Source organism: Burkholderia sp. PR2, assembly GCF_052372875.1.
Lineage (GTDB): Bacteria > Pseudomonadota > Gammaproteobacteria > Burkholderiales > Burkholderiaceae > Burkholderia > Burkholderia diffusa.
This window is the reverse complement of the sequence record NZ_JBQRWH010000001.1, coordinates 2,519,502-2,544,436: the sequence shown is the minus strand read 5'-3', so window position 1 is coordinate 2,544,436 and position 24,935 is coordinate 2,519,502. Positions and strand designations below refer to the sequence as shown.

Sequence of the window (24,935 nt, the reverse complement as noted above, 5' to 3'; positions counted from 1 at the left end):
TCCATTTCGAGATGGAACGAATTCTGGGTCCGGCAGACATCGGGATAAATGCCTATAATCCGGCAACACAATTCAACACCCCCGAACAATCCCAGGCTGCTCCGCCTACAAAGCGGCGCAGCCTTGTTGTTCCGGCGGCAAATTAGATTGCGGAGGTTGTGATGGACCGGCTTCAGGCCATGCAGGTGTTTACGCGCGTCGTCGATACGAGCAGCTTCACCAAGGCAGCAGAAACGCTCAGCCTGCCGCGGGCGTCCGTCACGACGATCATCCAGAATCTCGAAGCATTCCTCGGCGTGCGCCTGATGCACCGGACCACGCGCCGGCTGTCGCTGACGCCTGACGGCGCCGCGTACTACGAACGCTGCGTGCGGATCCTCGCCGATGTCGAGGAAACCGAAGCAAGCTTCCAGAACAACAACCGGAAGCCGCACGGAAAGTTGCGTATCGACATGCCGGGCTCGATCGGGCGGCTGCTCGTGATCCCGTCGCTGTGCGAATTCCACACGCGCTATCCGGACATCGACCTGCAGCTCGGCCTGTCCGACCGACCGGTCGACCTGCTGCAGGAAGGCGTCGACTGCGTGATCCGCGTCGGTGCGCTGCAGGACTCGTCGCTCGTCGCGCGCCGCGTCGGCCTGTTCGAATGCGTGTCGGTCGCGTCGCCCGCGTATCTCGAGAAGCACGGCGAGCCGCAAGCGATCGAGGACCTGAGCGACCACAGGGCCGTCAACTATTTCTCGAGCCGCACCGGCCGCACGATCGACTGGACCTTCCTCACGGACGGCAAGGAAGTCGAGGTCAAGATGAACTCGATCGTGTCGGTCAACGACGCCGATGCGTACGTGACCTGCGGGCTCGAAGGCTTCGGCCTGATCCAGCCGCCGTTGTTCATGGTGCTGCCGCACCTGCGCGACGGCCGGCTCAAGGAAGTGCTGCCCGGCCTGAAACCGCTGCCGATGCCGATCTCGGTCGTGTATCCGCACAGCCGGCACCTGTCGCCGAAGGTGCGCGTGTTCGTCGACTGGATCGCCGAAGTGTTCGACCGCTGCCCGCTGCTGAGCGGCAAGGGCAGCCTCGACGCGACGTGCAGCAAACGCACGTTCGAGGAAGCCGAGCGTGCACCGGCGCTCGACACGCCGGTCATCAACGAGTGGGTCGCGTAATAGCCTGAACCACGGCGCGCGGGCTGTCCGGCCCGCGCGCCGCCCCGCCTTCGTGCCGCTTCGGTGTCACCTTCGTGCCACCTTCCTCGCCGCGCACCTCGCCTTTTCCGAATCCGCATCAGACCTTTGCGCCGCGTGCGGCAATCGTCCGCGCACGTCATCGCGCGAGCGGCGGCATACCGCCGCGAGGCCCGCTGCAGGCGGCTGCGGGCGATTTCGACGTCACCCTGACGACATTGCGAATCGCGATTGTTCCTCGAACACGACAAATCAATTCGCGTCTGCCGCATTTATCGCGTCCGAACAGATACCTAGAGTAAACCCTGTCGCGCACCTCGATGCGCATCGAACAGCCCCGTTTGACGGGGCCGGAGCGAGCGCTCAGGCGCCAACTCCGACCAACACAGGAGTTACGTCATGAACCGCCGCCATCTTCTCTCCGCCGTTGCCCTCGCACTCGCCGTGTCCGCACCGGCCTTCGCCGATACGAACACCCCGCACGCCGGCGACTACGGCAACACGTCGTGGTACACGCAGCACAACAACGGCCCGCGCACGCGCGCCGAAGTGAGCGCCGAAGTCGTGCAGGCTCGCCGCGACGGCACGCTGGCCTGGCTGCGCAAGGCGAATTCGTATCCGCAAGGGCTCGAACTCGCGGAAGGCCCGTATCGCCCGATGCCGGAAAGCAACCAGCTCGCAGGCGGGGGCCGCTAAACGTCGGTCAATGTGCAACGCCGCGCAGCGGATGATCCGCCGCGCGGCGTCGCGATACCGCCGTCGAACACTCGATTAGTCAGTTAGTTGCAGGAGTCTGTGATGAACGATCAACTTCCTTCGCCGCTCGATCATTGGGACGACACCACACCGGTGTGGACGCCGTTCCGTTCCACGCCGCAATCGCATTGACCGTCGCGCCGACGCCTCGTCGACAGCGTCCGGCCGTCAACGGCGCGGCACACCGTCGCGCCATTCGCCCCAGTGCGTGACGATGTCCTGCACGAGCGGGTTGCCGGCGCGATACAGGTTTTCGGTCGCCGGCGCGAAGCCGCCCTGCTCCGCGTAGTTCAGCAGGTTGTCCGCGCTCGTCTGCCCCGCATACGGCCGGTCGAAATCGGAGCCCGTGCGCAGCACCGCGACGCGCGACAGGTCGACCCGCTTCACGCTCGCCGCGCGTTTGAGCGCTTCATACGTCGCGTTGTCTTCCTGCGCGGTCATGCAGTAGGTGCCCTTGCCGTCGGTGAGGATCTTCGTCCACTGACGCGCGCGCTCGCCGATCAGCGTGCCCGAGAACCACGTATTGCCCGATGAGGTGTCGCACTGGATCACAGTCGGCGGCCGGTTCGCCGGCGCATACGTGAACTTCGCGCGCGCGGCCTGGGCCTGCGCGCTGTCGGCAAGCACGACGTTGCGCGACAGCGCATAGGCGGCGTCCGTCAGCTGCGGGTTGAGCTGGAATACTTCGGTGCGATAGTCGAGCGGCGGCTTGTCGTTCGGGCTCTTGGTATTGATGCCGAGAAAGCCGGTGTTCCAGCCGGCCGGAATCTCGCGCGCATCGAGCTCCCACTGCAGGCTGAAGTCGACCAGATATTTCGACCACGCGGCGGAACCGACCGTGCCTTGCGCGGGGTCGACGCCCGCGATGCCCGACACGAGGAAATACGTGCGGCGCAGGTCGAAGCGCTGCGAGAACGTGAGCGCCATGATCGTCGCGGAGGCGTTCGCATAGCCCATGCCGGTCGTCACCACGCACACGTCCTGCTTGTTGCAGTGAACGGCCGGATAATCGGGCGACAGGCCGGGCACGGTGATGTCGCGCCACGGGCCGAGCCGGTCGAGCCATGCCTGGCCTTCCGGACCGAACATCGTGATGATCATGACCTTGACCGGGCGGCCCTGTGCACCGGTCTCGGCGAATGCAGCGTTGCCCGCGTCGTTGCCCTGGTTGTCCTGCGCGATCGACGGCGCGGTCGCACAGGCGGCAAGCGAGAATGCAGCGGCGGAAAGGATGGAGCGAGTCAGCATCGGCGTTCCTTGTTTCGGGGATGTTGGGTGAGAACGGCTCTCGGAGACTGCGCGAGGGAGTATAGAACGCGCATGCGCGAGGAGGAACCCGGCTACGAAACGGGCTGCGGTGTTTGGTCACGCGGTTCTTGCGCGCGTGGTTCGAACGATATCCGACAAAAAATCAGGAATGCCATTCGATTGAGCGACGCGACATTGCCGCTACCGATCGTGACGGACGACGGCACCCGATTCGCTAAAGCTAAACGCGCAGCATCCCCGCGACGCCATAACCGAGCACGACCAGCGCCGCCAGCACATGGCTCGCCACGAGCCATCGCGTCGACTTCACGATGCGCCCGATCGCGCTGCCGCCGAACGCGAACACGAGTTGTCCGACGAGACTGCCGGCAAACACGCACAAGGCGCCGAGCAGCCAGTGCCGATGCGCGCCGGCCGCGGCAGTGGCATAGCCATAGAACAGCAGGATGGTCAGCGGATTCGCGAGCGTGACGAGGAACATCGACGTGAACGGGCGCGTGCCCGGCGCCGGGGCGACGCCATCCAGCGTGCGGCGCCGATCCTTCAACGCCTGCCACAGCATGCGTGCGCCCATTGCGAGCAACACGAGCGCGCCGACGACGCGAAACAGCGGCAGGTACGACGCGAGCGTGCTCGCGAGCAACGCCCCGATCGTGAACGCGACGAGCGCATAGCAGCCGTCGGCCGACGCCACGCCGACCGCCGCGCGAACGCCGCTCGCGATGCCGGCGCGCATCCCGTGGTTCGCGATCATCAGCGCGACGGGCCCGACCGACAGCGCGATCGTCAGCCCGAACAGGAAATCGTTCATCGGTCGTCGATGCCTTCGAGGGAAGGTCTCGATTCTAGCGACCGAAAGCGATCCGCAGTCAGGAAACGCGTCAGGCGACGTCGACGCGCGCGGGGCCGTCCACCATCTCGCCGATCACCGCCGCGCGGTCGAAACCGTCGGCGCGGAAGCACGCGAGCACGTCGTCGACCGCGTCCGGCGCGCACGCGACCAGCAGGCCGCCGGACGTCTGCGGGTCGGTCAGCAGCGCCTGCGCGACCGGCGGCAGCCCGTCGGCGAGCCGCACGTCGGCGCCATACGCGGCCCAGTTGCGGCCCGATGCCCCGGTGAACACGCCGTCGGCGACGAACGCCTCGACGCCCGCCAGCCACGGCAGCGACGCGTAATGCACGCGCGCGGTGAGGTGCGCGCCGCGCGCCAGTTCGAGTGTGTGGCCGAGCAGCCCGAAGCCCGTGACGTCGGTCAGCGCATGCACGCCCGGCAGCGCGGCAAGTTCGGTGCCCGGCCGATTCAGCTTGGTGGTCGTCGCAACCATCTGCGCGTAGCCCGCGTCGTCGAGCTGGTTCTTCTTCAGCGCGGCCGACAGCACGCCGACGCCGAGCGGCTTGCCGAGCACGAGCACGTCGCCCGCGCGCGCGGCCGCGTTACGCTTCACGCGCGACGGATGCACGACACCGATCGCCGCGAGCCCGTAGATCGGCTCGACCGAATCGATCGAGTGGCCGCCCGCGACCGGAATACCGGCATCCGCGCACACCGATTCGCCGCCGCGCAGCACGGCTGCGATCGTCTCGTGCGGCAGCACGTTGATCGGCATCCCGACCAGCGCGAGCGCGAGAATCGGCTTGCCGCCCATCGCGTAGACGTCGGACAGCGCGTTGGTTGCCGCGATGCGGCCGAAGTCGAACGGGTCGTCGACGATCGGCATGAAGAAGTCCGTGGTCGCGACGATCGCCTGTTCGTCGTTCAGCCGGTAGACGGCCGCGTCGTCGGAGGTCTCGGTGCCGACCAGCAGGTCCGGGAACAGCGCTGGCGGCGTGGCCCGCTTCAGCAGTTCGGACAGCACGCCCGGCGCGATCTTGCAGCCGCAGCCGCCGCCGTGGGACAGGCTCGTGAGGCGCGGAACAGCGGGCGGGGTGAGGGTGGCTTCGGTCATCGTCGGCATCCGGTGAATAACAACGCTCCATTATCGACAATTCCGCGCGAGCGCGCCGGATACCCACATAATTGATGGCGCTCGCCGCTCCCCCTCCCGTCCGCACCTTCGTTCATGGATCACCTGTTCATCGGCCTCGTGCTGTGCTCCGCGTTGCTGCACGCGATCTGGAATGCCTTCCTCCACGTCAGCGAAGACCGGCTCGTCCAGCTCGGCACGATGTCGCTGCCGTATCTCGCGTTCGGCATCGCAGGCGCCGTGCTGCTGCCCGCGCCGGCGCCCGCCGCCTGGCCGTATGTCGCGGCGTCGGCGGTGCTCGAGGTCGCGTACTGCTTCACGCTGGCGCGTGCGTACCGCAACGGCGAGTTCGGGCAGATCTATCCGATCGCGCGCGGGATCTCGCCGCTGCTCGTGTCGGTGCTGGCGCTCGCGATGCTGCACGAGCGGCCGACGCCGTTCGGCTTCGCGGGCATCGCGCTCGTGTCGTTCGGCATCATGTCGCTCGCGCTGCGGCGCGGCTTCCGGTTCTCCGGCGAAGGCGTGCCGTACGCGCTGCTCACGGGTGTGTTCATCGCCGCGTATTCGATCTGCGACGGGATCGGCTCGCGCGTGTCCGGCAGCGCGCTCGGCTACATCGCATGGGTGTACCTGCTGTGGAGCGTGCCGCAGCTCGTGCTCGTCTGCGTGCTGCGCGGCGGCCCGCGCGCGGTGCTCGGCTCGCGCACCGCCCTCACGCAGGGCGCGATCGCCGGCACGATATCGCTCGCCGCGTATGCGATCGTGATCCTCGCGTACCGGCACCTGCCGGTCGCGACGGTGTCGGCGCTGCGCGAGACGAGCTCGATCTTCGCGGTCGCGATCGGCTGGTTCGTGATGCGCGAGCGGCCCGGTGCGCAGCGGCTTGCCGCATGCGCGCTGGTGGTCGCGGGCGCGGCGTTGATTCGGCTTTGACGTGCGGCAACGACGGGCCGGTACGGTGGAGACACTCATTGGCCAATCTGCCGACGCCCCGCCCCGCAGCACGCGCATGCCGCCGTCCCGTTCTCGTCAGACCGTCGCGACGACCTGGTCGAACGCCCGCTCGTCGATCGCCTCGGCCAGCGTCGCGAACGCCGTCGCGATCTCGTCCTCCGGCACGCACGCATAACCGAGCAGCAAGCCCGATGCCGCACGTTCGCGCTGCGCGTAATAACCGGACAACGGCCGCACGACGATGTTGCGTTCGAGCGCGGCCTGCGCGACCGCGCGATCGTCGACACCGTCCGGCAGCCGCGTGACGAGATGCAGCCCCGCGTCGCTGCCGAGCGCCTGAAGCGTGTCGCCGTAGCGGCGCGCGACCGCGTCGAGCAGCACCTCGCGGCGCTGCCCGTACAGCGTGCGCATCTTGCGGATATGCGACACGAAGTGCCCTTCCGCGATGAACTCCGCGAGCACCGCCTGCTGCAGCAGCTGACCTTCGCGATACAGCTCGGCGCTCGCGGTCGCGAAGCTCTCCGCGAGCGGCTCCGGCGCGACGAGATACCCGACCCGCAGCCCCGGGAACAGCGTCTTGCCGAAGCTGCCGACGTAGATCACCTGCCCGGCCGTATCGAGCCCCTGCAGCGACGCGAGCGGGCGGCTGCCGTAACGGAATTCGCTGTCGTAGTCGTCCTCGATGATCCAGCAGCCGTGCTGGCGCGCGTATTCGAGCAGCATCCGGCGCCGCGCGAGGCTCATCACCATCCCGAGCGGATACTGGTGCGACGGCGTGACGAGCATCAGCTTCGGCGGCTCCGCGAGATCGGCGGCCGACGGCGCGATCCCTTCGTCGTCGACCGGAATCGGCCGCGTGGTGAGCCCCGATACGTTCAGCACGCTGCGCACGCCCCAGTAGCACGGATCCTCGGTCCAGATCGCGTCGCCCGGATCGGTCAGCAGCCGCACCGCGAGGTCGATCGACTGGTGGATCCCGGTCGTGATCACGATCTGCTCGGGCGTGCAGCGCACCGAGCGCGACGTGCGCAGATAGTCGGCCAGCGCCTCGCGCAACAGCGCGAGCCCGCCGCCCGGCGCATAGGTCAGCAGATCCGGGCGCAGGCGCCGCCAATACTTGTTGTGCAGCCGCGTCCACACGCGCGCCGGAAAGCGCGACACATCGGGCACGCCCGGCATGAACGCGCCGCCCTGGCGCTTCGACACGCCCGCGCCTTCGACGAGCCGCGTGCCGCGCGAGGACAGCCGGCGCGCGGAAGAAGGCGCCACCGCCGGCCCGGCACCCGCGTCTGCCGGCGCGCCGACGATCTCGTCCGGCGCGCTGTCGGCGACGAACGTGCCGCGCCCCGTGGCCGAGTTCACATAGCCTTCGAGCGCAAGCTGTTCGTAAACCTGCGTAACCGTGTTGCGGGCGATCCCCAGCTCGGCCGCGAGCAGCCGCGACGACGGCACGCGCGTGCCGGCCGGCAGTTCGCGCGACAGGATCGCCTGCTGCAGCAGCCGGTGCAGCTGCCGGTAGATCGGCTGTTCGCCGCCGCGCACGAGGCGCTGCGCCAGCCAGTCCGACAACACGCTAGCGCGCATGATTGGCTCCTGAATATTTATTGAAATGGCTCTGATTGCCAGAGCCAAATGTGATTATAGTCGCCTCCATGGGCTGCCAACGCGGCCGTTTTTTATCCCACCGGACAGAACATCAAGGAGATGACCGTGAAGAATGCCGACCTGCAGGCCCGCAAGAACGCCGCCACCCCGCGCGGCGTCGGCGTGATGTGCGATTTCTACGCAGCCCGCGCCGAAAACGCGGAGCTGTGGGATGTCGAAGGCCGCCGCTTCATCGATTTCGCCGCCGGCATCGCGGTGCTGAACACGGGCCACCGCCACCCGAAGATCGTCAAGGCGATCGCGGATCAGCTGAACAGCTTCACGCACACCGCTTACCAGATCGTCCCGTACGCGTCGTACGTCGAACTGGCCGAAAAGATCAACGCGCGCGCACCGGGCGACTTCCCGAAGAAGACCGCGTTCTTCACGACCGGCGCCGAAGCCGTCGAAAACGCGATCAAGATCGCGCGCGCGGCAACCGGCCGTCCGGGCGTCATCGCGTTCTCGGGCGGCTTCCACGGCCGCACGATGATGGGCATGGCGCTGACCGGCAAGGTCGCCCCGTACAAGCTGAACTTCGGTCCGTTCCCGGGCGACGTGTTCCACGCACCGTACCCGAACGCGCTGCACGGCGTGACGACGGCCGACTCGATCAAGGCGATCGAGATGCTGTTCAAGGCCGACATCGATCCGAAGCGCGTCGCCGCGATCATCTTCGAACCGGTCCAGGGCGAAGGCGGCTTCAACCCGGCGCCGGCCGAGTTCGTGCGCGCGCTGCGCAAGATCTGTAACGAGCACGGCATCCTGCTGATCGCCGACGAAGTCCAGACGGGCTTCGCGCGTACCGGCAAGCTGTTCGCGATGCAGCACTACGACGTGCTGGCCGACCTGATCACGATGGCGAAGAGCCTCGCGGGCGGCATGCCGCTGTCGGGCGTCGTCGGCCGTGCCGACGTGATGGACGCGGCAGCCCCCGGCGGCCTCGGCGGCACGTACGCGGGCAACCCGCTGGCCGTCGCCTCGGCGCACGCGGTGCTCGAGATCATCGACGAAGAGAAGCTGTGCGAACGCGCGACGCAGCTCGGCGACGTGCTGAAGGCGAAGCTGAATTCGCTGCAGGCCGACGTGCCGCAGATCGCCGACGTGCGCGGCCCGGGCGCGATGATCGCGGTCGAGTTCCTGAAGCCGGGTTCGGGCGAGCCGGACGCGGAATTCACGAAGCGCGTGCAGGCGCGTGCGCTCGAGCGCGGGCTGCTGCTGCTCGTGTGCGGCGTGTACTCGAACGTCGTGCGCTTCCTGTTCCCGCTGACGATCCCGCAGGCCGTGTTCGACGAAGCGCTCGTGATCCTCGAGGAAGTGCTGAAGGAAACGGTCGGCGTGCCGGCCTGAGTGCCCGTCCGCTTCAACTGAATGGGCCGCCGCCGTCGTGAAGACGGCGGCGGTCGTTTTCATCCGTCCTTATCCGTCCTTTTCAAAGCAGGCGAAGCATATGAGCACTGTTCAGGAAACCCTGGCACTGAAAGACCCGTCGCTGTTCCGTCAGCAGGCGTACGTCAACGGCGAATGGCAAGGCGCGGCGAACGGCGAGTCGTTCGAGGTCCGCAACCCGGCAACCGGCGGCCTGCTCGGCACCGTGCCGGCGATGGGCACGGCCGAGACGCGCCACGCGATCGAAGCCGCGAACGCCGCATGGCCGGCGTGGCGCAAGAAGACCGCGAAGGAACGCGCGGCGATCCTGCGCAAGTGGCACGACCTGATGATGGAAAACGCCGACGACCTGGCGCTGATCCTGACCACCGAGCAGGGCAAGTCGCTGGCCGAAGCGAAAGGCGAGATCGGCTACGCGGCATCGTTCCTCGAGTGGTTCGCAGAGGAAGGCAAGCGCGTGTACGGCGACACGATCCCGACGCCGGCGAGCGACAAGCGCATCGTCGTGACGAAGGAAGCGATCGGCGTGTGCGCGGCGATCACGCCGTGGAACTTCCCGGCGGCAATGATCACCCGCAAGGTCGGCCCGGCGCTCGCGGCAGGCTGCCCGATCGTCGTGAAGCCGGCGGAAGCCACGCCGTTCTCGGCGCTCGCGATGGCCGTGCTGGCCGAGCGCGCGGGCGTGCCGGCCGGGGTGTTCAGCGTCGTCACGGGCGACCCGAAGGCGATCGGCGGCGAACTGACGTCGAACCCGATCGTGCGCAAGCTGTCGTTTACCGGCTCGACGCCGGTCGGCCGCCTGCTGATGTCGCAATGCGCGGCGACGGTCAAGAAGGTGTCGCTGGAGCTCGGCGGCAACGCACCGTTCATCGTGTTCGACGACGCCGATCTCGATGCGGCCGTGCAGGGCGCGATCGCGTCGAAGTACCGCAACAGCGGCCAGACGTGCGTGTGCACGAACCGCTTCTACGTGCATGAAGCCGTGTACGACCAGTTCGCGCAGAAGCTCGCGGCGGCGGTAGGCCAGCTGAAGGTCGGTCGCGGCACGGAGCCGGGCGTCACGCAAGGCCCGCTGATCAACGAAGCGGCCGTGCTGAAGGTCGAGGCGCACATCGAGGACGCGCTCGCGAAGGGCGCGACCGTCGTGACGGGCGGCAAGCGCCACGCGCTCGGCCACGGCTTCTTCGAGCCGACCGTGCTGACGGGCGTCACGCCGGCGATGAAGGTCGCGAAGGAAGAGACGTTCGGGCCGCTCGCGCCGCTGTTCAAGTTCGGCAGCGACGACGAGGTGATCCGCCTCGCGAACGACACCGAGTTCGGTCTCGCCGCGTATTTCTACAGCCGCGACATCGGCCGCGTGTGGAAGGTCGCCGAGGCGCTCGAATACGGGATGGTCGGCGTCAACACGGGCCTGATCTCGAATGAAGTCGCGCCGTTCGGCGGCGTCAAGCAGTCCGGCCTCGGCCGCGAAGGCTCGCACTACGGCATCGACGACTACGTCGTGATCAAGTACCTCTGTCTCGCCGTCTGACGGTTCAGGGCCGGTCGCGTCCGTGACCGGCCCTGACCGCCCGGCCGGAGCCGGGCGGTCACGACGCGGGCCGGCGCCCCCTCTCCGCCGCGCCCGCGTCACCTCCCTCCGCCGCCTTCAACGAAACACGTTCACCGCATCGACGAGTCGCGTCGCCTGCTGCTTCAGACTTTCCGACGCCGCCGCGCTCTGCTCGACCAGCGCCGCGTTCTGCTGCGTGATGTTGTCCAGATGCACGACCGCCTGATCGACCTGCGCGACGCCCGTGCTCTGCTCGGCCGTCGACGAACTGATCTCCGCGATCAGGTCCGACACACGCTTCACCTGCGTGACGATGTCCTCCATCGTCCTGCCCGCGCCGTCGACGATCCGTGCGCCCGATTCGACCCGCTCGACGCTCGCGCCGATCAGCGTCTTGATCTCCTTTGCCGCGTTCGCGCTGCGCTGCGCGAGCGCCCGCACCTCGCCGGCGACCACTGCGAAGCCTCGCCCCTGATCGCCCGCGCGCGCCGCCTCGACCGCCGCGTTCAGCGCGAGGATGTTGGTCTGGAACGCGATGCCGTCGATCACGCCGATGATGTCGGAAATCTTGCGTGAACTGGCCGTGATGTCGTTCATCGTCGTCACGACCTCGCTCACCGCCTGCCCGCCTCGCTCGGCCGCCTCGCTCGCGGAAACCGACAACTGGTTGGCCTGCAGCGCCGTCTCCGCATTGCTCGACACCGTGGCCGTCATCTCGGCCATCGACGCGGCCGTCTGCTGCACGCTGGTCGACGCCTGCTCGGTGCGCGCGCTCAGGTCGTTGTTGCCCTGCGCGATCTCGTTGCTCGCGCGCTGCACGTTGTGCACCTGCTCGCTGACGTCGTCGACGAGCCAGCGGAACATCAGCCCGAGCTGGTTGATCGTGCGCAGCGTCATGCCGATCTCGTCGACGCGGTTCATCGCCACGCCGGTACGGCTCTCGCCGGACGCGACGCGCAACGCCTGGTCGCGCAGCTGCATCAGTGGACGCGCGATCTGCGCATCGAGCCACAGGCCAGCGGCCACCGACACGCCGGCCGTCGCGGCGGCAAACGCCGCGAGCCCGCCGCCGGTCAACCCGCATGCCCAGCCCGCGCCGACGACGGCCGGCGCCAGCACGCACAGCGTCGAATGCAGCCGCGCGCGCACCGACATCGTCTGGAACAGCGACGCGACGCGCATCAACCCGGTCCGGACGATCAGCCCCTTGTGGAACCGGCGATTGCCCGCCTTGCCTTCGCGGAATGCGCGATACAGCGCGTCGGCCGCGGCGATCTCGTCGCGCGACGCCTTCGTGCGCACCGACATGTAGCCGGTCGGCTGCCCGTTGCGCATCACCGGCACCGTATTCGAACGGACCCAGTAGTGATCGCCGTTCTTGCGGCGATTCTTAACAAGCGCGGTCCACGGTTCGCCGTTCTTCAGCGTCGCCCACATGTCGGCGAACGCCTCCTTCGGCATATCCGGGTGCCGCACGACGTTGTGCGGCTGGCCTTCGATCTCCTCGGGGGAAAATCCGCTGACCTGGATGAACGCGGCATTCGCGTATTTGATGTAACTGTCCGCGTCGGTGGTCGACATCAGCGTCGCGTCATCGGGGAATTCGAATTCGCGTTGCGTGACAGGCTGGTTATTGCGCATGGTGTGGAGTTCCCGGTTGCGGATCTTGCGTCCGCTTGTGAATTGGATCGAGACCGTACGCATCGCGGTCGTCCCGCATGCGTTCGATCACACTCCTGCGCTTTCGGCAAATCTGCCGAAAACATTATGCCGACCACGGGTAAATATGCATTAATTTCGCACCATCTTGATTCAGCCGAAAATTTTGTTTACAGGTGAATCAAAAAAACCGTCTTATCAAATACTTGGCCACTAATTGTCTGATTAATGTAAACATATCCTCCGCCCGGATCAGCGAATAAATCCGGGCCCGGAAATGAGAATTCTTCTCGTTCTATATATATTCGAATCGAATCGGAACGCCGGGATTTAACCAGCTCGCCGCGACGGAACGCGCAGGCGCCCGCCCCCGTCGATTATCGAAACACGTTCACCGCATCGACGAGTCGCGTCGCCTGCTGCTTCAGGCTTTCCGACGCCGCCGCGCTCTGCTCGACCAGCGCCGCGTTCTGCTGCGTGATGTTGTCCAGATGCACGACCGCCTGATCGACCTGCGCGACGCCCGTGCTCTGCTCGGCCGTCGACGAGCTGATCTCCGCGATCAGGTCCGACACACGCTTCACCTGCGTGACGATGTCCTCCATCGTCCTGCCCGCATCGTCGACCCGCCGCGCGCCCGACTCGACCCGCTCGACGCTCGCGCCGATCAGCGTCTTGATCTCCTTCGCCGCGTTCGCGCTGCGCTGCGCGAGCGCCCGCACTTCGCCCGCGACCACCGCGAAGCCTCGCCCCTGTTCGCCCGCGCGCGCCGCCTCGACCGCCGCGTTCAGCGCGAGGATGTTGGTCTGGAACGCGATGCCGTCGATCACGCCGATGATGTCGGAAATCTTGCGCGAACTCGCCGTGATGTCGTGCATCGTCGTCACGACCTCGCTCACCGCCTGCCCGCCTCGCTCGGCCGCTTCGCTCGCGGACACGGCGAGCTGGTTCGCCTGCAGCGCGGTCTCGGCATTGCTGTCGACGGTGGCCGTCATCTCGGCCATCGACGCGGCGGTTTCCTGCACGCTCGACGCCGCCTGCTCGGTACGCGCGCTCAGGTCGTTGTTGCCCTGCGCGATCTCGTTGCTCGCGCGCTGCACGTTGTGCACCTGCTCGCTGACGTCGTCGACGAGCCAGCGGAACATCAGCCCGAGCTGGTTGATCGTGCGCAGCGTCATGCCAATCTCGTCGACGCGGTTCATCCGCACGCCGCGGCGGCTTTCGCCGGTCGCGACGTTCAGCGCCTGGTCGTGCAGCCGTTTCAGCGGACGCACGATCTGCGCATCGAGCCACAGGCCAGCGGCCACCGACACGCCGGCCGTCGCGGCGGCAAACGCCGCGAGCCCGCCGCCGGCCAGCCCGCATGCCCAGCCCGCGCCAACGACGGCCGGCGCCAGCACGCACAGCGTCGAATGCACGCGCGCGCGCACCGACATCGTCTGCGGCAGCGACAGGATCCGCATCAACCCGGTCCGGACGATCAGCCCTCTGTGGAACCGGCGATTGCCCGCCTTGCCTTCGCGGAACGCGCGATACAACGCGTCGGCCGCGGCGATCTCGTCGCGCGGCGCCTTGGTGCGCACCGACAGGTAGCCGCGCGGCACGCCGTCGCGCATCACCGGCACCGCGTTCGCGCGCACCCAGTAGTGGTCGCCGTTCCTGCGGCGGTTCTTCACGAGTGCGGTCCACGGTTCGCCGTTTTTCAGCGTCGCCCACATGTCGGCGAACGCCTCCTTCGGCATATCCGGGTGCCGCACGACGTTGTGCGGCTGACCGACGAGTTCGTCGTTCGAGAAGCCGCTCACGTATTCGAACGTCGTGTTCGCGTACGTGATGATGCTGTCGGGATCAGTGGTCGACATCAGCGTGACGTCATCGGGAAATTCGAATTCTTGTTGGGTAACAGGTTGGTTGTTGCGCATGCAAGGCTCCGAAAGGCGGATCCGTCTGCGGGATCCGCGCGGCGCGAAAATCACGCTCAGTAGCCGAAAAACGGTTTATCGCTTTACGACGGTCTCGTCCTTACTGTCGGCAACCACCGGGAAATCCTTAGTCCGAAAGCGCATGAAATATCGGATTCCGTCATCGACATGATTTCGATCAAATATTCCAGCGATAATCGCGTCCAGCGCTTCGCGGATACAGCCCGATGCTTGGCGGGATTACGTCACGCGACGCATCGGTTCAGACAACCATTGCGCACAGCGAAACGATTCGGCCTGATCGACTCCATTCAACCGGCATATGAATTCGACGCAATAATCCGGCGATCAATGGAATCGGTCGTGTCGGAATGCGGTGGCGGACATGCCGCTCGGCGCGAGATCATCCGTCATCCGTACGCGCGCGAACGCAGCCCGTGCGTAGAATTTCCGCTCGCTCACCACCACCGCCCGCTCGGAGAACGACATTGCAGAACGCGTCGCCGCCACCCGCCTCGCCGAAGATCCTCGTCAGCATGTGCGTGCTCGGTCACCCCGTCCGTTACAACGGCTCGGCGAAGACCGCGGCGCACGAAACGCTCGCACGATGGCAGCGCGAAGGGCGCCTGGTGCCCGTGTGTCCGGAACTGGCAGGGGGATTGAGCGTGCCGCGTCCGCCCGCCGAAATCGCCGACGGGGAATCAGGGCAACGCGTTTTGTCGGGTGCCGCACGCATCGTCGACGTGCACGGCACCGACGTGACAGCGCCGTTCGTCGACGGCGCGCACACCGCGCTCGCGCTGGCACGCGCGCACGACTGCCGCTACGCGATCCTGGCGGACGGAAGTCCGTCGTGCGGAAGCAGTTTCATTTACGACGGGCGTTTTGCGGGCCGGCGGCATGCCGGCGCCGGTGTGACGGCGGCGCTGCTGCGCCAGCATGGCGTCGAGGTGTTCGCGGACACCGAGATCGACGCGCTCGTCGCACGCCTCGCGCAACGATCGCAAGCTGAATGACGATGTGGCCGGCACGTTGATCGCGTGCCAGCCACATCGTTTGGAGAGGGAACCCGGTCAAGCGGCGTGAACCTCGCCACGTGACCGGATGACGCGATCAGACGCGCTCGATCGCGATCGCGATGCCCTGGCCGACGCCGATGCACATCGTGCACAGCGCGAAGCGGCCGTTGGTGCGGTGCAGCTGATACATCGCCGTCGTCACGAGGCGCGCGCCCGACGCGCCGAGCGGATGGCCGAGCGCGATCGCGCCGCCGTTCGGGTTCACGCGAGGATCGTCGTCGGCGACGCCCAGCATGCGCAGCACCGCGAGGCCCTGCGACGCGAACGCTTCGTTCAGCTCGATCACGTCGAACTGGTCGATCGTCATCCCGAGCCGTGCGAGCAGCTTCTGCGTGGCCGGCGCGGGGCCGATACCCATCACGCGCGGCGCGACGCCCGCCGTCGCGATGCCGAGCACGCGTGCGCGCGGCGTCAGGCCGAAGCGCTTCGCAGTGGCTTCGTTCGCGAGCAGCAGCGCGGCGGCGCCGTCGTTGACACCCGACGCGTTGCCGGCCGTCACCGAGCCGTCCGGACGCACGACGCCCTTCAGCTTCGCGAGCGTTTCGAGCGACGTTTCGCGCGGATGCTCGTCACGCGAAAAAACGACCGGATCGCCCTTCTTCTGCGGAATCGTCACCGGGACGATTTCCTCGGCGAGCGTGCCGTCCTGCTGCGCACGCGCGGCCTTCTGCTGGCTGCGCAGCGCGAACAGGTCCTGGTCGGCGCGGCTGATGTTGTAATCGACCGCGACGTTCTCGGCCGTCTCCGGCATCGAATCGACGCCATGCAGTTGTTTCATCAGCGGATTGACGAAGCGCCAGCCGATCGTCGTGTCGTAGATGTCGGCCTGACGCGCAAATGCGCTGGCAGCCTTGCCCATCACGAACGGCGCGCGCGTCATGCTTTCGACGCCGCCGGCCACCATCAGCGCGGCTTCGCCCGATTTGATCGCACGCGCGGCCACACCGACCGCGTCCATCCCGGAACCGCACAGGCGGTTGATCGTCGAACCCGGCACGCCCTCCGGCAGCCCCGCGAGCAGCGCGGACATGCGCGCGACGTTGCGGTTGTCCTCGCCGGCCTGGTTCGCGCAGCCGTAGATCACGTCGTCGATCGCCGTCCAGTCGACGTCGCGGTTACGCTCGACGAGCGCCTTGAGCGGCACCGCGCCGAGGTCGTCGGCGCGCACGCCGGACAGCGCGCCGCCGTAACGGCCGATCGGGGTACGAATCGCATCACACAGAAAAGCTTCGGTCATCAGTGTCTCCGGTCTCATGCAAGGCTGGGAAGTGAATGAAACGCGCCCCTTGCATTGCCCGCCGGGATGCGCTTAAATGTTCTATATACGAACATAAGATCGTGTATCGAACGTTCAGCGCATCATAGGGAGTGCGGGGACGACCTGTCAAGCGCCCGGTCCGCGGTGCGGTTGGCGTGTCAGGCCCCATGCGCTATCTTCTCGGCTGCACGACAATCCGACCGTTCATGACAACCGAAGACATCCAGACGAAACCGGGCGACTCCTATGTGCAGTCGTTCGCGCGCGGCCTCGCGGTGATCCGCGCATTCGACGCCCAGCGCCCGGAGCAGACGCTCACCGAGGTCGCCTCGGCCACCGGGCTCACGCGCGCCGGCGCGCGCCGGATCCTGCTGACGCTGCAGACGCTCGGCTATGTCGAGGCCGACGGCCGGCTGTTCCGGCTCACGCCGAAGATCCTCGAACTCGGCTTCGCGTATCTCACGTCGATGCCGTTCTGGAATCTCGCCGATCCGGTCATGGAGCAGCTGTCCGCGCAGATCCACGAAAGCTGCTCGGCCGCCGTGCTCGACCGCACCGAGATCGTCTACGTGCTGCGCGTGCCGACCCGCAAGATCATGACGATCAACCTGTCGATTGGCAGCCGCCTGCCCGCATACTGCACGTCGATGGGCCGTGTGCTGCTGTCCGCGCTCGACGACGCGGCGCTCGACGAAACGCTTGCGCAGAGCGGCATCCGCGCACACACGCCGCGCACGATCACAGACATCGGCGAGCTGAAGGCGACGATCGCACAGGTGCGCCAGCAAGGCTGGGCCGTGGTCGACCAGGAACTCGAAGTGGGCTTGATGTCGATCTCGGCGCCGATCCGCAACCGGCGCGGGCAGGTGATCGCCGCGATGAACATCAGCGGCAACGCGCAGCGGCACACCGCGAAGCAGATGGTGAAGGAGTTTCTCGGGCCGCTGCAGCAGGCCGCGCAGACGGTGTCGGAGCTGGTGGCACGGCGCGGATGAGCGAAGGGGCGCGCGTCGTACCTGAGGGTGGTGCGCGGGCGGTAAGCGCGTATCGCCGCTTGCCGCCCGTCGTGCCGCGCCATGCTTTGCGTCAGTCCATCGAATCCCGCGCCGTCTCGCGCAGCATCGCGACCGCGATCAGCGACAGCACCACGCACGCGGCCACGTAGCCGGCCGGCGCGAGCTTGCTGCCCGTCGTCTTCACGAGCCAGGTCGCGATCAGCTGCGCGGTGCCGCCGAAGATCGTCACCGCGAGCGCATACGCGATCGAGATGCCCGTCGCGCGCACGTGGCGCGGCAGCGATTCGCACATCAGCGCCATTTCGGATGCCGAACCGAGCGAATAGAACAGCAGCATCAGCGCGGTCAGCGGCAGGATCACCGGCAGCGTCGGATGATGGTTCATCAGCCAGAACGCCGGGAACAGCAGCAGGACCAGCACGCCGCGTCCGACGAAGATCGGCAGGCGCCGGCTGCCGAGGCGGTCCGACAGCCAGCCGAACAGCGGACACGTCACCAGCATCACGCAACCCGACGCCACGCCGACGAACATCGACAGCTTCATCGGCAGCCCGAGCGTATGGATCGCATAGGTCGGCATGTAGAACGTCAGGATGTAGGTCGACACCGTTCCGCCCATCACCGTCAGCATCAGCAGCAGCACCGTGCGCGTGTGCTGCGAGAACAGCTCGCGCAGCACGCCGCGTTCGATCCCGTGATGGCTGTCGCCGGGCGCATCGTCCGCGAGCCGACGGCGCAGATACATGCCGACCGGCGCGATCAGCACGCCCACGAGGAACGGCAGGCGCCAGCCCCAGCCCTCGAGCGCGTCCTTCGTCAGCGTGTTCGACAGCAGCGCCGCGAAGCCCGACCCCATCAACGCCGCGCCGCCCTGCGTCGCCAGCTGCCAGCTCGCGCGGAACGCGCGGTGCGACGTGCCGCCCTGCTCGATCAGCGTGGACGTCGCCGCGCCGAACTCGCCGCCCTGCGAGAAGCCCTGCATCAGCCGCGCGCAGACCACCAGCAGCGGCGCGGCCACGCCGACCTGCGCGTAGGTCGGCGCGATCGCGATCAGGCCGGTGCCGAGCGCCATCAGCATGATCGTCAGGTTCAGCGCGGCCTTGCGGCCCTTGCGGTCCGCATAGACGCCGAGCACGACGCTGCCGAGCGGCCGCGTGAAGAAGCCGGCGGCGAACGTCGCGACCGACAGCAGCAGCGACGTGGTCGGATCGCTCGACGGGAAGAACAGCGTGCCGATCAGCACCGCGAAAAAGCCGTACACGGTGAAATCGAAGAACTCCAGCCAGTTGCCGATCACGGCCGCCGCGATCGCGCCGCGCTTCGTGACGGCCGGTGCGCCGCGCGCATCGGTTTCGGCAGCCCCCGTCGACGCGGGGTGCAGCGCGAGATGGTCTTTCTGCATCGTTCGTTTCTCCTCTCAATGCGGCCGGAAGCGCCGGCCGCGCGCCGCCGCCGGGGTTACTGCCCGAGGTATCGCTCGACCAGACGCGTCCAGAACGCCGCGCCGATCGGCAGGTTGCGATCGTTGAAGTCGTACTTCGGGTTGTGCACCATGCAGCCGTCCTCGCCTTCGCCGTTGCCGAGCCGCACGAACGAGCCCGGCCGCTGCTGCAGCATGAACGCGAAATCCTCGCTGCCCATCAGCAGGTCGGCCTGCTCGACCACGTGCGCGTCGCCGACCAGCTCGCGCGCGACCTGCGCAGCGAAATCCGTTTCGGCATCCGTATTGACGACGACCGGATAGCCTTCGATGTACTCGACGTGCGCGGTCGCACCGTAACTCGCGGCCTGCGACTCGGCGAGCTCGACGATGCGGCGCTTGAGCAGCGCACGCACGTCGGGGCTGAACGACCGCACGCTGAGGTCGAGGCGCGCGCCGTTCGGGATCACGTTGTTCGCGGTGCCCGCGTGCATCGAGCCGACCGTGACGACCGCCGGCTGCGACGGGTCGACGTTGCGCGCGACGATCGTCTGCAGCGCCATCACGATGCTCGCCGCGACGACCACCGGGTCGACCGTCAGGTGCGGCCGCGCCGCGTGGCCGCCGACGCCCTCGATCGAGATGATCGCCTTGTCGCCGGCCGACATGAACGGGCCGCGCCGCGTGAGGAACACGCCGGGCGCCGCGCCCGGATGGTTGTGCATGCCGAACACCGCATCGCACGGAAAGCGCTCGAACAGGCCGTCGTCGATCATCTTTTTCGCGCCGCTGTCGACGCCGTGCTCCTCCGCCGGCTGGAAATACAGGTGCACGGTGCCGGAGAAGTTGCGCGTCTTCGCGAGGTGTTGCGCGGCGCCGAGCAGCATCGTCGTGTGGCCGTCGTGGCCGCATGCGTGCATCTTGCCGTGCGTGCCGCTCGCGTACGGCAGGCCGGTCGCCTCCAGGATCGGCAGCGCGTCCATGTCCGCACGGATGCCGATGCTGCGCGTGCCGTCGCCGACGCGCAGCGTGCCGACCACCCCCGTCTTGCCGACCCCGCGCGTCACTTGCCAGCCCCATTGCTCGAGCTTGTCCGCGACGAGCGCGGCCGTCTCGTGCTCCTCGTACGCGAGTTCCGGATGATGGTGAATGTGGTGGCGAATCTCGCGCAGCCCGCCGGCGGCGGGCATCAGATCCTCGATTTCGGTGAATCGGACGTCGGTGGTCATCAAGCGGCTCCTGCTGATCGTCAGCGTGTCAGCCGCACGCGAACGGTTGCGTGCGGGAAAGCGAGCCACTATAGCGAGCCGATATCGGTTCAATAAGATGCGGAATTTTTCACCGCGATAAGATTTATTAATCAGGGTTAATACGGGCACGGCGGAGGCCACTTCGCGTCCCGACCTCGTCGACGCTTGCGTGATGACCCTCGCAAACAAGCGCTGCTGGAGATTGCGTCTACCGGCTGCGTGGCCTCGGCACGAAAGGCATGAATTGGCCGAACGATCAAAAGAAAAACGCGGGATGAAAAGAAGTAATTTTCTTTACAATCATGGCCTTGGACCATCACACAGGGAAGCACGTCATCCCGCGCGCCGACGAACCGATCGGCGGCAAGGTGCGCGGCCGCATCGTCGTGGACGTCAACGCACGGCGCCGGCAACGGCCATCCGTCGATTCGATTCAGGCCGGCGGCTCGTGCGTCGAGACCGCCCGCACCAATTTATCCAGGAGACCTCATGACCGCTGCAGACAACGCGCCCGTCAGCCGCTTCCCCGTGCCGGCACTCGAAGACCTGCCCGACGACATTCGCGAACGAATCGCGACCGTCCAGGAGAAATCGGGCTTCGTCCCGAACGTATTCCTCACGCTCGCGCATCGCCCGGACGAGTTTCGCGCGTTCATGGCATACCACGATGCGCTGATGGACAAGCCGGGCAACCTCACCAAGGCCGAACGCGAGATGATCGTCGTGGCCACCAGCAGCGTGAACCAGTGTCAGTACTGCGTGATCGCGCACGGCGCGATCCTGCGCATTCGCGCGAAGGATCCGCTGATCGCCGACCAGGTCGCGACCAACTATCGCAAGGCCGACATCACCGCGCGACAGAAGGCGATGCTCGACTTCGCGATGAAGGTTTCGCAGACCGCGCACCAGGTGGGCGAAGCGGACTTCGATACGCTGAAGTCGCATGGCTTCACCGACGAGGACGCCTGGGACATCGCGGCGATCTCGGCGTTCTTCGGGATGTCGAATCGCATCGCGAACGTGACCAACATGCGGCCCAACGCGGAGTTCTACGCGCTAGGGCGCTGAAGGCGGCCGGCAACGGCGATCCGGCGTGCATGCGACCGGGCGTCATCCAGTCGCCGCGCGTCGGCGCCGGCGGGGCGTTGGCGCGGCGCTCAAGCGAACCCGCGATGCCCCGGCTCCCAGACTTACCCGACCTTCTTCAACGCCTGCAGTCCCTCCGGCAACTTCGCGTCCGGGAACATCGTCGACAGCGTCGTATCGCGCCACCGCGCCGCCTCCTCTGCACGCTGCGCTTCCGCCTGCTCGCACACGAACAGCGCATCGCCGCCGAGCAGCAGACGCATCGGCACGTCGTCGCGACGCGACAACTCGACGATCAGCTTCGCGATCCGCGCCGGATCGCCGACCTCGTGGCCGCCGTACGCGCCGAGCAATTCGAGAATCTTCCCGACCGACGGCTGATAGTCGGGCAGCAGGCCGTCGACCTCGCGCTTCGCCTGCGCGGCCCATTCGGTGCGCATCCCGCCCGGCTCCAGCGTGCAGACGCGCACGCCGAACGGCGCGACTTCCTTCGACAGCACGTCGCTGAACCCGCCGACCGCCCACTTCGCGGCCTGATACGCGGACAGGCCGGGCGTCGACGTGCGCCCGCCGACCGACGACACCTGGAAGATGTGGCCCGCGCGCTGCGCACGCATCGTCGGCAGCACCGCGCGCGTCAGGTTGACCACGCCGAACAGGTTCGTTTCGATCTGGTCGCGGAAGTCATCGGCGCCGATCTGCTCGAACGGCGCCGTATGACCGAAGCCCGCGTTGTTCACCAGCACGTCGATGCGGCCGAACGCGTCGCGGGCGGCCGCCACCGCATGCGCGGCTGCCGCTGCGTCGGTCACGTCGAGTTCAATCGGCAGCAGCCGGTCGCCGTACCGTTCTTCCAGATCCGCGAGCCGCGCGGGATCGCGCGCACCGGCCGCCAGACGATCGCCCGCCGCCAGCACCGCTTCCGCGATCGAGCGCCCCAGGCCGCGTGCGGCCCCTGTTACCAGCCAGACTTTCGACATTTTCCACTCCTCGACAAGGTTGAAATCACAAAATGAATGATTACTCACTCATTAATACAGGCGCTGAAACGGTGACTTTCACCGTGCCGCGCCCTGCCTGAAACCGCCTTCCGCCGCGGCGGATGCGCCCGAACCGAACGCGCCGCCGCTCACCCGTCTCCTGCCGTCCGCCAGGCAGCCCGCCCGGCGAGCCGTCCACTCATACTGCGTGCAACACGGCCCACAGCGCACGAAACCCCGCTTCCCGGTATCCGTCGGCCAGCGCCGGAGCGCGCGCGATCGATTCCATCGCCGTTTCCGCGATCGACGTGAACAGCGCCGCGCAGAACGCGTGCGCATGGTCGGCCTTCAGCCCGCCCGCAGCCGCAACCTGCGCGCGCAGCAGCGAGCTGATCGCGCCGAACCCCTCGGCCCCGGCCGCGCGATGCGCGTCGTCGATGCGGCCGCTCACGCCGAGCTGCTGCAGCGCGCGGCGCCCGTCCGGATTCGCGACGCCCCACGACACATAGCCGTTCCACGCATGCCGCATCGCCTGTTCGGCCGGCGCGTGTTCCGGAAGCCCGGTCATCATCGCCTCGCGCATGTCGGCCTTCAGGCTCAGGTACAGCGCATTCAGCAGCGCATCCTTGGTCTCGAAATAGGTAAACACCGTGCCTTCCGCGACGCCGGCGAGCCGGGCAATGCGCGCGGTGGTCGCGCTCGCGCCGTCCTCCGCGAGCGCGCGGGCGGCGGCAGCGAGGATGGCGTCGTGCTTGTCGGGACTGCGCGGTCGGGCCACGTTCGATTCCTTTAATGAGTGAGCGCTCAATCATAATCGCGGCATGCGTGCCATGCAAGCGCTGTTACGACACGGGAACACATACACAATCGATCAAAAGCGTGCACTATTAGCGTTTTCACGTACTGGCGCGCCAACGCACCGGCGCCCGGCGCTTCGACGTTCGTTCCACGCTCACACCGCTTCAGACCGCGATCCACTCATGACGAATAAGCCCAACCAGACCGAAGCCGACCAGCCCGTCGACATGATCATCTTCGGCGGCGGCGGCGACCTGGCCGCCCGCAAGCTGTTGCCCGCGCTGTACATGGCGCACCTGCACTGCAACCTGCCGCCGGAGACGCGCATCATCGCGGTCGGCCGGCGCGACTGGGGCATCGACGGCTATCGCAAGTTCATGGACGAGCAATCGCGCCCGTTCATCGACGACAAGGCGTTCGACGCCGACGCATGGGCCCGTTTCCTCGACCTGTTCAAGTACGTGCTGATCGACGTGAACGCGCCGGAAGACTACGCACGGCTCGCCGAAGCGGCGCGCACCGACGCGATCCGCGTGTTCTACCTGTCGACGTCGCCGGAGCTGTTCACGACGATCTGCGACAACCTGTCGGCCGCGCACCTCGTCGATTCGCGCTCGCGCGTCGTCCTCGAAAAGCCGCTCGGCCACGATCTCGCGTCGGCGCAGGCGATCAACGATGCGGTCGGCAAGCATTTCGCGGAATCGCAGATCTACCGGATCGACCATTACCTCGGCAAGGAAACCGTGCAGAACCTGATGGTGCTGCGCTTCGGCAACCCGATCTTCGGGCCGCTGTGGCAGGCGCCGAGCATCCGCAGCGTGCAGATCACGGTGGCGGAGACGGTCGGCGTCGGCAGCCGCGCGGGCTTCTACGACCATACCGGCGCGCTGCGCGACATGGTGCAGAATCACCTGCTGCAACTGCTGTGCATCGTCGCGATGGAACCGCCGGTGTCGCTCGACCCGGACGCGGTGCGCGACGAGAAGCTGAAGGTGCTGCGCTCGCTGCGGCCGATGGCGCTGTCGGACGTCGCGCGCGACACGGTGCGCGGCCAGTACACGGCCGGCGCGGTCGACGGACAGCCGGTCAAGGGCTATCTCGAGGAGGACAACGTGCCGGCGGACAGCCACGCGGAAACCTTCGTCGCGCTGCGCGCGCACATCAACAACTGGCGCTGGGCGAACGTGCCGTTCTTCCTGCGCACCGGCAAGCGGCTGCAGCGCCGCCAGTCGGAAATCGTGATCGAGTTCGCGGACATGCCGTTCTCGATCATCCCGAGCGGCCCGCGCCACTACAGCAACCGCCTCGTGATCCAGCTCCAGCCGGAAGAGTCGATCCAGTTGCAGATGCTCGCGAAGGAGCCGGGCAGCGGGATGAAGATGGTGCCCGTGAGCCTGAACCTCGACCTGCAGCAGGCGATTCCGGAGCGGCGCGCGGAAGCGTACGAACGGCTGCTGATCGACGTGATCCGCGGCCGCCTCACGCACTTCATGCGCCGCGACGAGCTCGAAGCCGCATGGTCGTGGGTCGAACCGATCCTCGACGGCTGGAAGCAGCTCGGCGATCGCCCGCGCCTCTACACCGCAGGCACGTTCGGACCGGCGGCATCGTCGGCGCTGCTGGCGCGCGACAACATGTCGTGGTCTGAGGAAGCGTAAGCCTTGCACGACGGCGTGCCCGCGGCGCAAGCGCCGTGCGGCACGCCGGGTCACGCCGGCGCCCGAAGCCGGTTGCCCGCTGCCCTTCCAGCGCGCC

The 24,935-nt window shown here is 67.2% G+C and carries 20 protein-coding genes; 9 read left to right on the top strand and 11 right to left on the bottom strand.

Annotated features, from left to right (window positions below):
• Positions 1–161: 161 nt before the first annotated feature.
• Both ceoR and ACT2FV_RS11350 read left to right on the top strand, forming a co-directional pair.
• A complete protein-coding gene (ceoR, locus tag ACT2FV_RS11355) occupies positions 162–1,166 on the top strand; it encodes a putative multidrug efflux transcriptional regulator CeoR (protein ID WP_124624250.1) in 1,005 nt (334 codons plus the stop codon).
• Positions 1,167–1,583: 417 nt separating this feature from the next.
• Positions 1,584–1,880, top strand: a complete 297-nt coding sequence (locus ACT2FV_RS11350) for a DUF4148 domain-containing protein (RefSeq protein WP_151048080.1) — start codon at positions 1,584–1,586, stop codon at positions 1,878–1,880.
• Between the two features lie 228 nt (positions 1,881–2,108).
• Here the strand turns inward: ACT2FV_RS11350 and ACT2FV_RS11345 are convergent, their stop codons facing one another.
• The 3 genes from ACT2FV_RS11345 to selD form a co-directional block, all read right to left on the bottom strand.
• Positions 2,109–3,188 carry a purine-nucleoside phosphorylase gene (locus ACT2FV_RS11345; protein ID WP_151048081.1) on the bottom strand — a complete coding sequence of 360 codons (1,080 nt, stop codon included), beginning with the start codon at positions 3,186–3,188 and terminating at the stop codon, positions 2,109–2,111.
• A 241-nt stretch (positions 3,189–3,429) separates the two neighbouring features.
• Positions 3,430–4,020, bottom strand: coding sequence for a LysE family translocator (locus ACT2FV_RS11340; RefSeq protein WP_151048082.1), 591 nt, complete (start codon positions 4,018–4,020; stop codon positions 3,430–3,432).
• Between the two features lie 70 nt (positions 4,021–4,090).
• Complete coding sequence (gene selD, locus ACT2FV_RS11335; RefSeq protein WP_082728817.1) at positions 4,091–5,155, bottom strand: selenide, water dikinase SelD; 1,065 nt, start codon at positions 5,153–5,155, stop codon at positions 4,091–4,093.
• 114 nt (positions 5,156–5,269) lie between these two features.
• On the opposite strand from selD, the gene ACT2FV_RS11330 reads away from it, so the two are divergent.
• Positions 5,270–6,106, top strand: coding sequence for a DMT family transporter (locus ACT2FV_RS11330; RefSeq protein WP_151048083.1), 837 nt, complete (start codon positions 5,270–5,272; stop codon positions 6,104–6,106).
• Between the two features lie 96 nt (positions 6,107–6,202).
• Here the strand turns inward: ACT2FV_RS11330 and pdxR are convergent, their stop codons facing one another.
• Positions 6,203–7,711, bottom strand: a complete 1,509-nt coding sequence (gene pdxR / locus ACT2FV_RS11325) for a MocR-like pyridoxine biosynthesis transcription factor PdxR (RefSeq protein ID WP_059599079.1) — start codon at positions 7,709–7,711, stop codon at positions 6,203–6,205.
• A 126-nt stretch (positions 7,712–7,837) separates the two neighbouring features.
• Between pdxR and ACT2FV_RS11320 the strand changes: the two genes are divergently transcribed.
• Positions 7,838–9,121 carry a 4-aminobutyrate--2-oxoglutarate transaminase gene (locus tag ACT2FV_RS11320; protein WP_124624267.1) on the top strand — a complete coding sequence of 428 codons (1,284 nt, stop codon included), beginning with the start codon at positions 7,838–7,840 and terminating at the stop codon, positions 9,119–9,121.
• 100 nt (positions 9,122–9,221) lie between these two features.
• Positions 9,222–10,691: an NADP-dependent succinate-semialdehyde dehydrogenase gene (gabD, locus tag ACT2FV_RS11315; RefSeq protein WP_044845770.1), complete on the top strand. Its 1,470-nt coding sequence runs from the start codon at positions 9,222–9,224 to the stop codon at positions 10,689–10,691.
• Between the two features lie 117 nt (positions 10,692–10,808).
• Here the strand turns inward: gabD and ACT2FV_RS11310 are convergent, their stop codons facing one another.
• Positions 10,809–12,353: a methyl-accepting chemotaxis protein gene (locus ACT2FV_RS11310; RefSeq protein ID WP_151048084.1), complete on the bottom strand. Its 1,545-nt coding sequence runs from the start codon at positions 12,351–12,353 to the stop codon at positions 10,809–10,811.
• Positions 12,354–12,748: 395 nt separating this feature from the next.
• A complete protein-coding gene (locus ACT2FV_RS11305; protein ID WP_174919834.1) occupies positions 12,749–14,293 on the bottom strand; it encodes a methyl-accepting chemotaxis protein in 1,545 nt (514 codons plus the stop codon).
• 536 nt (positions 14,294–14,829) lie between these two features.
• Here ACT2FV_RS11305 and ACT2FV_RS11300 point away from each other — a divergent pair.
• The gene (locus tag ACT2FV_RS11300) at positions 14,830–15,309 is read left to right on the top strand and encodes a DUF523 domain-containing protein (protein WP_420868019.1); all 480 of its coding nucleotides are present in this window, start codon (positions 14,830–14,832) and stop codon (positions 15,307–15,309) included.
• A 97-nt stretch (positions 15,310–15,406) separates the two neighbouring features.
• Here the strand turns inward: ACT2FV_RS11300 and pcaF are convergent, their stop codons facing one another.
• Complete coding sequence (gene pcaF / locus ACT2FV_RS11295) at positions 15,407–16,609, bottom strand: 3-oxoadipyl-CoA thiolase (protein WP_059599074.1); 1,203 nt, start codon at positions 16,607–16,609, stop codon at positions 15,407–15,409.
• Positions 16,610–16,836: 227 nt separating this feature from the next.
• Here pcaF and ACT2FV_RS11290 point away from each other — a divergent pair, with 227 nt between their 5' ends.
• Positions 16,837–17,625: an IclR family transcriptional regulator gene (locus tag ACT2FV_RS11290; protein WP_059599073.1), complete on the top strand. Its 789-nt coding sequence runs from the start codon at positions 16,837–16,839 to the stop codon at positions 17,623–17,625.
• A 91-nt stretch (positions 17,626–17,716) separates the two neighbouring features.
• Here ACT2FV_RS11290 and ACT2FV_RS11285 read toward each other — a convergent pair whose 3' ends face one another.
• Together ACT2FV_RS11285 and ACT2FV_RS11280 are read right to left on the bottom strand one after the other, a co-directional pair.
• Positions 17,717–19,048 carry an MFS transporter gene (locus ACT2FV_RS11285; protein WP_124904971.1) on the bottom strand — a complete coding sequence of 444 codons (1,332 nt, stop codon included), beginning with the start codon at positions 19,046–19,048 and terminating at the stop codon, positions 17,717–17,719.
• Between the two features lie 56 nt (positions 19,049–19,104).
• Positions 19,105–20,295 (bottom strand): M20 aminoacylase family protein, encoded by a 1,191-nt coding sequence (locus ACT2FV_RS11280; RefSeq protein WP_151048996.1) that lies wholly within the window; start codon positions 20,293–20,295, stop codon positions 19,105–19,107.
• Positions 20,296–20,805: 510 nt separating this feature from the next.
• Between ACT2FV_RS11280 and ACT2FV_RS11275 the strand changes: the two genes are divergently transcribed.
• Positions 20,806–21,384: a peroxidase-related enzyme gene (locus ACT2FV_RS11275; RefSeq protein ID WP_124624312.1), complete on the top strand. Its 579-nt coding sequence runs from the start codon at positions 20,806–20,808 to the stop codon at positions 21,382–21,384.
• 122 nt (positions 21,385–21,506) lie between these two features.
• Here ACT2FV_RS11275 and ACT2FV_RS11270 read toward each other — a convergent pair whose 3' ends face one another.
• Entirely contained in the window at positions 21,507–22,382 is an 876-nt protein-coding gene (locus ACT2FV_RS11270; protein WP_444503862.1) for an SDR family NAD(P)-dependent oxidoreductase, read from the bottom strand.
• A 199-nt stretch (positions 22,383–22,581) separates the two neighbouring features.
• Entirely contained in the window at positions 22,582–23,160 is a 579-nt protein-coding gene (locus ACT2FV_RS11265; RefSeq protein ID WP_444503861.1) for a TetR/AcrR family transcriptional regulator, read from the bottom strand.
• A gap of 202 nt (positions 23,161–23,362) precedes the next feature.
• On the opposite strand from ACT2FV_RS11265, the gene zwf reads away from it, so the two are divergent.
• On the top strand, positions 23,363–24,838 hold the full coding sequence (gene zwf / locus ACT2FV_RS11260) for a glucose-6-phosphate dehydrogenase (RefSeq protein ID WP_444503860.1): 1,476 nt from the start codon (positions 23,363–23,365) through the stop codon (positions 24,836–24,838).
• The last annotated feature ends 97 nt before the right edge of the window (positions 24,839–24,935 follow it).